The organism is Virgibacillus sp. 7505 (assembly GCF_002272135.1).
Classification (GTDB): domain Bacteria; phylum Bacillota; class Bacilli; order Bacillales; family Amphibacillaceae; genus Terribacillus.
In genome coordinates, this window is the sequence record NZ_NPBF01000006.1 from 26,963 (window position 1) to 39,040 (window position 12,078).

Consider the following 12,078-nt stretch of genomic DNA (forward strand, 5'->3'; position numbering starts at 1 on the left):
TTCCATATAAATTTGATTACCGTATGACAGCATGAAAAAGCCTGGAATTGGTGCAGCCGGGCTTTATTCATGTCCATGTCTCCGGAGTTCTCACAGGTTATGTAAGCACAAGCTCCATAACCCCCCTACATATCCCCGGCAATAACACTAGCTTCTACAGCCAGCAAGTCTTCACTGGATAAGCTGTATCTTTCCATGTAATTTTTGACTACATGATAACCAACACAATACCCCAGCATCTTCGGATATTTACGATGACCAAATAAAATAGCATGATATTCATCATCCTGCGGCAAAAGCTCCTGCTTTGGAACAATATAATCAGACCACATTTTCTCGATTTTCTTATCAGGATAAAACGATGCCCATCTGGCAGTCAGTTCCTCTCCCAATCTTTCCGTAACAGCATTTTCAGCTATCCCCTCTAATACAATCGCATCCAGCAAAGTGTACATCTCTTCACTCTTATCAAAGCGATTCAGTCGGCAAACATGATTATACTCATGCGTGAATATTGCTTTTATCTCCTCTTCTGTATTTTCTGGTGATAAAAATAAAAAGAGCTTATCCTTGAATGCCAGACCTGATTTCCCGCCCAATTGTGTTTGGATCCATTTATTACGGTCATCCGAAGGAAAAATATAGATTGGAATATCCGGACCGTCCCACTCCTTTTTCAGGAAAGCCTCGTCCTCTTGCACGACCTCCCACACCTTTTCCTCCAGCTGTTTACGCTTCTTCTTTAATGGACGGTACATGCCGTGCTGTATAAAGTAATCATATATTTCTTCGGCAGAAGCGTCAGCAAAAAGTCCTGTCAGCTTTTCGCATAGTGCAATTGGATCCTCATAATGCTCAAGCAGCCATTCATCCGTTCTGATTACGCTCATTTCCCTCCCCCTATCAATACCAATTTATTCAGCAAGATAGCTAATGGCACAAAACATTTCTGTATTCATAGCATATTAAAATGATGTCATACAAAGGCAGGGGTTACGTTTGAAGTACACATATCTTGATTGCCTGGCACTATTCGGAGTAGGCGGTGCACATCCCGGCGGACTGCAGTTAACGAAGAATATTTTAGCGGAAGAGAAAATCAATAAAGAAACGACGCTTCTGGACGCTGGCTGCGGCACCGGACAAACCGCCGCTTACCTGCAGCAGCACTACGGCTGCAGTGTTAGTGCTTTAGACAACAACAGCATCATGGTGGATAAAGCACACCAAAGATTCTCTAGTTTGGGTTTACCGATTGATACCAAGGTTGGCGACATAGAGAACCTCCCCTATCCGGATATGCATTTTGATATTGCCCTCTCAGAATCCGTCCTTTCCTTTACCAATGCTACCTCCGCTATTCATGAGCTCAAAAGAGTGCTGAAGCCGAACGGAAGATTACTCGCAATCGAAACTGTATTGGAGCAAACAATTCCAGAAGAAGAACGGTCTTCTATTGTGGATTTTTATCGCTTTCCACAATTATTAACGGAGGATGAATGGCTGACAGCCTTTAGAAAAGCTGGCTTTCAGCAAGTTGATATAACAAAATACCAACCAACATTGGATCAGGTTGATGAACAGAACGCTGCTGATTTCTCCTTATCAAAATCTATCGATGATGCATTGTTAGAGATATTGGAAAAACACAAAGAGATCATGCAGCGAAATAAAGATAAGTTGGGGTTTCGCATATTCAGATGTAGTTGAAACAAAAAGAAGCTCAACGCTAAATGTTGAGCTTCCTTTTTCATATTATCAAATGCTTCATGAATCCAAGGATTTTATTTACCACCATTCAGCATGCCTTCTTGTGGTATTTCAAGCTTGAAATGCGTGCCATTCGATGAACTGTCGACTATACTTATATCCCCTAAGTGTTCAGTCATCATCTTCTTCACAAACGCCAGACCTAATCCCATTCCTTGCTCTTTATCTCCCAGCGAAATAAAGGGATCAAATACACTCAACCAGTTCTCAGGATGTATACCCACCCCAGTGTCGATAAAGTGTATGATGATATTCCTGTCGTCAATCTCTGTGCTGATTGTTATCTTCTTTTCTGTCCTGTTTTCTGGTATTGCTTCCACGCTATTTTTGATCAAATTGATAAATACTTGTTTTAAGTTTGCGCTATTCAGATAAACATTCAGTGGTGAATATATATTTATGAACTCCAACTCTACTTTGTTTTCTTGCAGCATTCCGTCTGTAAATGCAATAGATTCTCGGATTATTTCCGCGAGATCATCTGTTTTATAGATCAATGCTGACGACTTCATGTATGCACTGTAATTATCTGTAAGCTGCTCTAAATGGTCAGATGCATCACCTATCATTTTCAGTTTCCGTTTATCACTTTCATCCAGGGAACCATTTTTGTCCATTATGCTTGAGAAGCCTTTAATAATAGAGTTTGTGTTCCTCACTTCATGAATCAAACTGCCAGTCAAATGACCCGTGTAGTCTAGTTTTTTCTGTTTTTCCAATAATTCATGAGAATGAGCCTTCAAATCTACATTCAGCTTTACAAAAATGTGCATGCTTGCAACAGAAAATAGTATTACACCAATGCTGCTAGTAAGAACGCCGGTTAAAGGAAAAAAGTTCAGAATTCCTGGTATGACCAGCAGCAATGCATTGAATGAAAAACCCATAAGGAAGTTCTTGAAGTGTGAATTCCGAATTCTCTTCGACAATACAGGCATAACTACTAAGAAAATCACAATGATAGCCATGTGTATGAAGAACACCCAAAATAGCGGCCCATAATCAGGAAAATAGTAAACACCAGTATACCTCTCCTGGGTAACAGTCAATCCTTTTATTCCTAAGTCCGTCCAATTTATCACATACACGATAGCACTCCATATAGTGAAGCCAATCAGTGCTTTTTTGGTGAAAAAAGCATACGAAACATTCGTCAGCCAATTCCTCTTTTTCACCATTGATGGCTGGTCTTTGATAATCCGGTAAGCTACATATAATACAATAGGGAGCCCGAATGTCGGCCCCGCACGAAACAGCTTGAATAGAAATAGAATCGTATCTTCTGACAGAACATTCTTAAAATAAAGAACTCCGATATCCAGCTGCCAAATGGTGATCAGGATCATATATATGATCATTCCTGTCGACAGCTTTGTTTCATTGTAAACTTTGCCTATGCTCAACGCTAAAAACAATGGAAGTAAACCAATGGCACATATTAATATACCAATAATCATACCTGCTAACCCCTAACTGCAGAAATCCACATCATGGATTTGACTATGTTCTTTTGTACAAAGTAATGTGGATTCCATTACGCGAATTAGGAGCTAATTTCAGCTGCCTATTCTCATATATCCCTCTGTACATTATATCAGATGTATTCCGTTCAGTTGCGGCAGTCTCAGTTCGATGCATGAGAACTTAATTAACGAAAATTCACGTGCAAACAAAACTAAAAGCGCTCAACACTACCAGGCTGAGCGCTTTTTTCTCCTAATTTCAGACTGGAGTATCCTCCATTATCTAAGGATTCGGATCGATATTATTTGATTTGTTTTTGATAGTTACAACCATACAGCATTCCTTCTTGCGGTATTTCAAGCTTGAAATGCGTACCACTTGGCGAACTTTCGACTATCGTTATATCTCCTAAGTGTTCAATCATCATTTTCTTCACAAAGGGAAGACCCAATCCCATTCCTCGCTTTTTATTTCCTAAGGAGATAAACGGATCAAATACACTTACCCAGTTCTCTTGGGGCATGCCCTTACCAGTGTCGATAAAGTGTATGATGATATTTTTATCATTAATGTCTGTTCTAATAGATATCTTCTTTTCCGGCCTGTCTTCCGACATTGCCTCGACGCTATTCTTTATGAGATTGATAAACACTTGTTTTAAGTTTGTCTTGTTCAGATGAACATTCAGTGGCGAATAGTTAGTGATGAATTCCAGCTCGACCTTATTTTCTTGAAGCATCCCTGCAGAAAAATCAATAGACTCTTGGATAATCTCCGCTAAATCCTCTGTTTTAAAGGCTAATGCAGAGTCCTTCATATATGCACTATAATTATCTGTCAGTTGATCTAGATGTTCGGATGATTTACCTATCATCTCCAATGTTCGCTTATCCCTCTCATTTAGATCATCACTTTTTTCCAGCATACTCGAAAAACTTTTAATAATGGAGTTTGTGTTTTTCACTTCATGAATCAAGCTGCCAGTCAGCTGACCTGTATAGTCTAGTTTTTTCTGTTTTACCATTAATTTATATGAGTGGTTTTTCAAGTCTACATGGAACTTAACGAAGACGTGCAGGCTTCCCACTGAAAATATAATGACACCAATACTGCTTGCTAGAAGGCCAGTTAAAAGAATGTTGTTTAGAGATCCTGATACAATTAGCAGCAATGCGTTGAATGAAAAACCCATAAGGAGGTTCTTAAAGTATGAGTTTCGAATTCTTAATGATAATACACATACCACTAACAAAAAAAATACAATACCAGCCATGTGCAGGAAATAGATCCATAAAAGCGGTCCGTACTCAGGAAAATAGTGAGTACCAGTGAATCCTTCATTGGCAACGACCAACCCAGTTACTCCCAAGTTCGTCCAGCTTATGATATAAACCACCAGACTCCATATAGTGAAGCCAATTAGTGCTTTTTTTGTAAAAAGAGCGTAGGACATTTTCGTAAGCCTATTCGTTTTTTCCGTGACGGATGGCTGATTGTTGATAATCCAATAAGCCATGTACAATACCATGGGAAGGGTGAAAATCGGCCCTGCACGAAACAGCTTGAACAGGAATAGTGCAATATCCTCTGACAGCACATCCTTAAAATAAAGAACTCCTATATCTAACTGCCAGATCGTGATTAAGATCATAGATATGATCATCACCACCGACAACTTTGTTTCATTGTAAACTTTGCCTATACTCAATGCTAAAAACAACGGCAGTAAACCGATGGCACATATTAATATACCAATAATCATACCAACTAAACTCCTAACTGCTAAAACCCACATCATGGATTGTATTTTGTGTGTTATTGCAACCATGTCCATGTATTGTAATAGCTGCTATTCCCTCACCATTTGGAGGTTCAGCATCATGTAATATGCTTAAAAAAATCATTCCAGACTATGTATAAATTATTACACCTTTTGTTATAGGATTTATAACCCATAACTCATTGTTACTATTATCATAAATTCCTTCGTACCCAATGGATACTTATACCCACATATTATACCAGAGGTCTTCCATTTAACTACTACTGTTAGTAAGGAAAAACCTATTTGGAATACTTTACCTTGGGTTAATCTGGTGTACAAATGAGGAGTTCATACTTTGAAAAGATAGAATGACCTAAACGAAAAATGGTCATTAACAGTTGATACTCTTCATATATCTGAAAAATTTAAATATTGAAATTTATTTTAATGTGTTATACAATCTCACAAACAGTGAATGAAGAGGTGGATGATGAAAACGTTAGAGCGATTTAGTCAGTTTGTCGGAAGTACCTTTGCGTATTGGGTCATTTTGTTTGCGGTAATAGCTTTTATGCTGCCGGCAGGATTCACATGGATTGTCCCGCTTATTACCCCGCTGCTCGGTATCATCATGTTTGGTATGGGTTTGACTTTGTCAGCAAGTGATTTTAAAGGCGTGGTAAAACGTCCATTTGAGGTTATGGCAGTCGTGGTCGCACAGTTCTTGATCATGCCGCTGCTTGCCTTTGCTTTGGCAAAAGGCCTGCAATTGCCTCCCGAAGTTGCTGTCGGCGTCATTCTCGTAGGATGCTGCCCTGGCGGAACGTCTTCTAATGTCATGACCTTCCTAGCCAAGGGTGATGTGCCATTATCCGTTACGGCCACAGCAGTCACAACCGTTCTCGCACCGATCGTAACACCTGCACTTATTCTTTTATTCGCGAGCGAATGGATTGAAGTCAGTCCGGTCTCCCTATTTATCTCAATCGTGAATGTCGTCATTATCCCAATTGTTTTAGGGCTATTAGTGAAACGCTTCTTCAATAGACAAGCTACAGCAAGCATCAAAGTACTGCCGCTTGTCTCAGCAATAGCTATAATCGGTATCGTAGCTGCTGTCGTATCCAATAGCCAGCAGCAGATTGCACAGACAGGTCTAGCAATCTTCGGTGTAGTCATCCTGCATAATGTGCTCGGCTACCTGCTCGGATTCGCTTTTGCCAAGCTTCTGCGAATGGATTTGCCCAAAGTCAAAACAACATCCATCGAAGTCGGAATGCAAAACTCAGGTCTGGGCGCCCAGCTTGCAACAGCACACTTCTCTCCCCTAGCTGCTGTACCAAGCGCTATCTTTAGTGTCTGGCATAATATTTCCGGGTCCATTCTGGCTAATATCTTTGCGAAGATGGGTAGCGATGAGAAGGACGTAGATGCTAAGGAGCAAATATCTTAATAGAATTAGCCATCCTCATACTAGAGGATGGCTATTTTTTTATTTAATCCATATCTCCGCATTAAGTAATAAAAAGCAGCCCTTCCAGATTGATCCTCCCTCTTAGATTTATCACCCAAATAGATAACCCTCTTATAGCCCCTAAGACTTCTGTAGTGTTTTTCCAAAAAACGACTCTTTAGTTCTGGTAAAAAGGATGCGTTTTTGCCATTTCCCCTTTCACCAAAATTTTCCTTTATTATAATTACAAGTAATGAACAGCTACGGATATATCAGGTGGTGAAGACAATTAAAAATTTAGATGTACAGGACATCCAGCAGCAGATTGAAAGCACAAAGAAATTTATCAACCAAACAAAGGAAAGTGTCGAACAGGTCAAACAAGCCCTCAATGGTGTTACAACCCTCCACGAGGGTTTTGAAGGCAATACCGCCGATTCCATCCGCTCCTTTTTTGAAGAAACGCACAAGCCATTCCTCGAATTTATGGAAAGCTTTTTGGTACAATATGAAGAAGCATTAGGCACCGTTAATGAGCAAGTTCTCTCCTTCGAACCAAATGAAAGTGGCTTTATCCGCCAGGAGTTCTTAGAAGACGAACTGACTAATAAAATTCAGAAGGCACAGGACAGTCTATCTGCTACAACTAACATGATTAATCAACAGCTTAATAGTGTAAGTGATCTTGCATCCGTATCACATGTAAAAGATGACACATTCCTAGATTCTGTTGCTGAGGCAAAAAAGAGAATTAACAAAACAGTAGATAATATGTACGAAATGGACTCGAATGCTACCAGCAAGCTGGATAAGTCTGAGGACGATATGCAGCAACTAAAAACGTATGTGTCTAAGCTGAAGAGTGCGATTGACAAGAATAATATTACTGTAGACAATTTCAATGTAAGCCAATTTAATAGTGTTTTTTCCTCTTATCATAACGAGTTTAAAATGCTGGCAAGAGGCAGAAATGCTCTTGCGACTGGTGAGAAGGCTGAAATTACACAAGACGAATTCAACTCTTTGTTTCCATTTGTCAAAACTACAGAATCTGTTATGGATTACTATAACGAGTGGAATGGAAGTTATCATACACTAAAAGACGGCAGGATTATCCGAGAGTACCCTACTCAAGATGGTTCCCGTTTTGAATTCGTTGGTAAAATCCCTAACCCTAGAGCAAGTCAGCCGTCTGATGACACAAATATCGTAATGGATATACTAGGTCCAGCATGGAAAGACACTGTGAACTACTTCACAGAAGATTTCGTTACCCTATTTGATTCAAAATCTTCTTGGTGGGAAAGGGGATTAGCAGCCGCATTTATAGTTCCTTGGGGAAAAGGCATAAAATCGGAATTTAAATTTGGAGTTAAAAAAGGCCTTGATGATATTCGTACAATATTAAATTCAAAAGCCCCTAAATCGAAAAGATTTAAAGCTGGCCTCTCTCTTCTAACTCCTCCTAATCCCGGACAACAAGCCTTCCAGTTTGGAGAGAAATACATTAAGCCGGTCTTGTTGAAGAATGGTGGATTTCTTGCTAAGAAGGTTGATAGAGGTAAACGATTAAGTTCAAAAAAATTAAGAAAGTCAAATTTTGACGATGTTGTAAGGGATGGTAAGAAATCTTCCAAGCATAGTGAAGTGAAAAATAAAAATAGTTTACCTGGAAAAGGAGAACCAAACTCCTCCAAAGATCTTTTAAACCCAGATGGTACTGTAAAACAGAGAAGATATTACGATGAAAATGGAAGAGCCAAAGAGGATATAGACTTTAATCATTCGGATGATGGATCGCACACATTCCCCCACAGACATAAATGGGATTGGTCTAAAAAACCACCGAGACAAAAACCAGAGTAGGTGAATTATAAATGAAAAATATACATGATAGTAGAATACTTAGTTACAATGTAGACTTTGAAAACTCAAAAATAATAATAAAAATAATAGACGACGATGGAAAATATAGTGACTTGCTATTTGAAGATGTTTTTGCATTTCATTTCGAAGAGCAACTTCCTCATAGTATTATACTAGACATATTAGAAGATGAAGTGGACACTTTTTATACAGATAATAAAGAGATTCTGGATAAAGGAAAAGATTATTATTGGCCCATGGATTACGAGAATAGTAAAGAGATGCTAAGCTATATAAAGTCAAAGAGCTACCGTTACTATAAAATTCAGTCGTCTTATGGTTTGAATGGATGGATCCTTTCAAGGGCATTCCTAGTCAAGTAAGAAATAGTTTATGTAATAAAAAAATGCTCAGCGATGATCATCTAGCTGAGCATTTTTAAATCAGAAAGGTAACTCTCTCGTCTCCACCTGTACAGAAACCCACTGCGTCTCCGTGAACTCCTCAATAATCCAAGGATTACCGAAGCGTCACACTCCATATTTTTCCACTGCTGAATGGTGCGTTTTCCACTGCATTTACAGTCTGGTCGCTCACATGTGACATACTGAATTTTGAGTTATTGCAATCTCCATGGCTTCTTCATCAGAAGCTGCTTTGATGATGGATGCGATTGGAGCAATGAGTTCAGAGCTAAGTTCTATGAAGAAGCATTAAGCACCGTCAATGAGAAAGTCCTCTCCTTCGAACCAAATAGTGACCAAGAGTTTTTAAAAAGACGAACTAATAGAAGATATTAATGACTTTAAATAGGAGTTGGTGAAATGAGTAAAAATAATATAGAAGTTCTAGTTACAAGTGCTGATAATATTACTAAACTAATTCCTTCAATTAGACAATATAATGGTGAATCTAAAAACGAAATAAAAATGCAAATAAATGATAACAAGCCGATAATCACTTGCTACTATATTGAAAATCCAGATCAATTGCCCGGTTTATTAGACATTATTAAGCAACTCGAAAAAAACGGGGCGGTACTTGAATTAAGACAAACAATCAGAAATACCAGTAGGACTATTAATATAAACATCATAAGGAATTTATTAGAAAGAGACAAGATTATCGAGCAGCAAATTGAGGAATATGATGATAACCTATCCAATTAATAATTCGGTTATGGGAGCACTATGATTCCAAACTATTAATTATTTTTTTGATCAGAGGATTAGAGAAGGAAGAATAAAAAGGATAGCAAAAACAATCCGAAAATAGAGGCTTAAATACACAAATGCACAAAGAACAATATGAAGATCTATTTCAATTCCTTGCAGGTACCTTTATCGAGATATAGAATCACCTGCACATGCCTTTGAAGAGTTTTTAAAGGAAGCAATCAGAGTCTATCTTAAGGATGCTGTTGCATTTCTAATTGAATATATTAATAGTGAACTCACTAATGAAGAAAAGGATATTTTTATAGAAGAAAGTGCCGATGAAATTTACTTTCCTGCACTTGGACAGGAACCTATTGATTGGTTACAAGGCATAACATTGCAAATAGAAACTGAATTATGTAATTAGTTTACCTAGTTAAGGGACGAGAGATTAACTCTCGTCTTTTTGTATATGCTGTAATTCGGTATAAGCATGTATTCTCTGCAGATGGGTATACACAAACAGTTACGAAACAGATTCTCGGATATGGCGGACCCGGTAAAATATTTTAATTTAGCACATTCACAAAAAGATGCTCAGCGACATAGCCGCTGAGCATTCTTAATTGGAATAGAATTACGTTAATCAAGCTTGGTATTCTTTATCAATAATTAAAATTGGTTTAATAGTAGACCCATTCGCTGAATCCTCAAATGCCTGCTGGATATCATCCATTTCATAGAATTTCACCAATTTATCGAATGGGAATTGACCATTTTGATAGAACTTCACTAGTTTTGGAATGATCAATTGCGGTACAGCGTCGCCTTCTACAACACCTTTCAGTGTTACAGCTTTTGTCATGATTTCATTGGTAACGTTGATTATCAGGTCACGTTTACCGACGGCAACTGTCGCACATTCACCTTTGACACGTAAGCAGCGGATTGCGGCTAGTGTTACTTCTGGAACACCTGTTGTTTCCAAAGAGTAATGCGCACCTTTGCCAGTGATTTCTTTGATTTTCTCTGCAGCATCTTCGTTTTTGCTGTTGATTGTATGTGTTGCGCCAAGCTCTTTTGCTAATTCCAAACGGCTGTCATGGATATCTACAGCGATGATTGGGTAGCAGCCAGCGATTTTCGCAGCCATCATACCAGATAGACCTACAGCCCCTGTACCGAATACAACAAAGCTTGTACCAGCTTCTGGAGCAAGGGAGTTCAAGACAGTACCACTGCCTGTCATCAGACCGCAGCCAAGTGGTCCCAATAGACGAAGGTCAGCCTCTTTATCGATCTTCACCACGTTCTTCTCATCTACCGTACTGTACGTAGCGAAAGAAGATTGACCGAAGAACTGTGACACTTCTTGTTCCTCTTTATGAATTGGTGATACACCATATTTGTTTTTACCTGCAAAGTTAAGTTCCATCATGTTTTCACAGCCGCCTGCATTACCTTCCAGGCAGTTATCACAATGACCGCAATAACTAAATCCAAGTACGACATGATCCCCTGGTTCAACAGTAGTAACATTGCTGCCTACTCTTTCTACAATCCCTGAACCTTCATGTCCTAGTACAGCCGGATACGGTACTGGCAGCGAGCCATCAAGAACAGTTGCATCTGTATGACAAACACCCGAAGCAACAATCCGCACCAACACCTCATCAGCTTTTGGCTCATCCAACTGCAGTGCCTGTTTTTTGAAATCGCTTTCTTCAGTAGTTAACATTGCTTGAATTTCCATCCTAGTTCCCCCAGTTATACATTTTTCAATTATATTAAAGAGATTTATAATATAATTAACCTAAGTATAAATAATCAGTTCAAAAGGTTTCAATCACTGAAAAATTGAAAATGTATGGGTTTTCAACTGTGAAGATAGTACTGTATAGTTTTTCAACAAAAAAAATAAAATGTCTAAAATTCATCTATCATAGAGAAAGTATCTAGCGAGGGAAAATCATGCAAAAAAAAGACCGAAGAATTGAGCGAACTAAATCTACCTTAATAGCAACATTCCAAAAGCTAGTTTTAGAAAGAGGCTATTCCAAAGTTAAAGTAAAAGATATCGTAGACGAAGCCAATTACAACCGCACTACCTTTTACGTACATTACGACGGCAAAGAGCAATTAGCTAAAGAAATGATCGAACTGGAAATGGAGCGTTTTTGTTATGAATTCTGCAAACCAGTTCGCGATAATCCTATCCTCGACCTAACGAAGATGAATCCAAATGAAACAGATGTTTTTCAGTATATGAAGGATAACAGCCATTACTATGACTTACTAGTTATCCAAGATCCGATACCAGGAATCCGCGAAGCTTTGTTAGAGGTCCTAAAGGATATTTTTCAGAATAAATTCTCTTTTATTGGAGATAAGGCTTCTGAGATTAATGCAGACTATTTCACTCATTATAGAGCTTATGGTATATATGGCTGGATATTGGAGTGGATTAGAGCTGGGTATGATGCAACGCCTTCTGAGATGGCTAGGAGGATTATTAATTTGTTGCATTATCATTCTTCTTTGATGAAAGAGGTTATAAAACTAAAATAATACAGGAGATTGGATTACCCCAATCTCCTGTATTA

The 12,078-nt window shown here is 38.6% G+C and carries 10 protein-coding genes; 6 read left to right on the top strand and 4 right to left on the bottom strand.

The window, feature by feature from the left end; genetic code table 11:
• Positions 1-125: 125 nt before the first annotated feature.
• On the bottom strand, positions 126-890 hold the full coding sequence (locus tag CHH91_RS02405; RefSeq protein ID WP_095221629.1) for a DUF2268 domain-containing putative Zn-dependent protease: 765 nt from the start codon (positions 888-890) through the stop codon (positions 126-128).
• 109 nt (positions 891-999) lie between these two features.
• On the opposite strand from CHH91_RS02405, the gene CHH91_RS02410 reads away from it, so the two are divergent.
• On the top strand, positions 1,000-1,710 hold the full coding sequence (locus CHH91_RS02410; protein ID WP_095221631.1) for a class I SAM-dependent methyltransferase: 711 nt from the start codon (positions 1,000-1,002) through the stop codon (positions 1,708-1,710).
• Positions 1,711-1,784: 74 nt separating this feature from the next.
• On the opposite strand, the gene CHH91_RS02415 is transcribed toward CHH91_RS02410, so the two are convergent.
• The gene (locus tag CHH91_RS02415; RefSeq protein WP_286160670.1) at positions 1,785-3,227 is read right to left on the bottom strand and encodes a sensor histidine kinase; all 1,443 of its coding nucleotides are present in this window, start codon (positions 3,225-3,227) and stop codon (positions 1,785-1,787) included.
• Positions 3,228-3,535: 308 nt separating this feature from the next.
• Positions 3,536-5,068: a sensor histidine kinase gene (locus CHH91_RS02420; protein WP_286160671.1), complete on the bottom strand. Its 1,533-nt coding sequence runs from the start codon at positions 5,066-5,068 to the stop codon at positions 3,536-3,538.
• A 421-nt stretch (positions 5,069-5,489) separates the two neighbouring features.
• Between CHH91_RS02420 and CHH91_RS02425 the strand changes: the two genes are divergently transcribed.
• From CHH91_RS02425 to CHH91_RS02440, 4 genes are all read left to right on the top strand, one after another.
• Complete coding sequence (locus tag CHH91_RS02425) at positions 5,490-6,452, top strand: bile acid:sodium symporter family protein (RefSeq protein WP_095221632.1); 963 nt, start codon at positions 5,490-5,492, stop codon at positions 6,450-6,452.
• Between the two features lie 279 nt (positions 6,453-6,731).
• Positions 6,732-8,318 (top strand): ribonuclease YeeF family protein, encoded by a 1,587-nt coding sequence (locus CHH91_RS02430; protein ID WP_176465637.1) that lies wholly within the window; start codon positions 6,732-6,734, stop codon positions 8,316-8,318.
• Between the two features lie 11 nt (positions 8,319-8,329).
• Complete coding sequence (locus CHH91_RS02435; protein WP_095221636.1) at positions 8,330-8,701, top strand: hypothetical protein; 372 nt, start codon at positions 8,330-8,332, stop codon at positions 8,699-8,701.
• Between the two features lie 441 nt (positions 8,702-9,142).
• Positions 9,143-9,487: a hypothetical protein gene (locus tag CHH91_RS02440; protein ID WP_095221637.1), complete on the top strand. Its 345-nt coding sequence runs from the start codon at positions 9,143-9,145 to the stop codon at positions 9,485-9,487.
• A gap of 634 nt (positions 9,488-10,121) precedes the next feature.
• Here the strand turns inward: CHH91_RS02440 and CHH91_RS02450 are convergent.
• Positions 10,122-11,228 carry an NAD(P)-dependent alcohol dehydrogenase gene (locus CHH91_RS02450; protein ID WP_095221639.1) on the bottom strand — a complete coding sequence of 369 codons (1,107 nt, stop codon included), beginning with the start codon at positions 11,226-11,228 and terminating at the stop codon, positions 10,122-10,124.
• A gap of 218 nt (positions 11,229-11,446) precedes the next feature.
• On the opposite strand from CHH91_RS02450, the gene CHH91_RS02455 reads away from it, so the two are divergent.
• On the top strand, positions 11,447-12,043 hold the full coding sequence (locus CHH91_RS02455; protein ID WP_286160672.1) for a TetR/AcrR family transcriptional regulator: 597 nt from the start codon (positions 11,447-11,449) through the stop codon (positions 12,041-12,043).
• Positions 12,044-12,078: the final 35 nt, after the last annotated feature.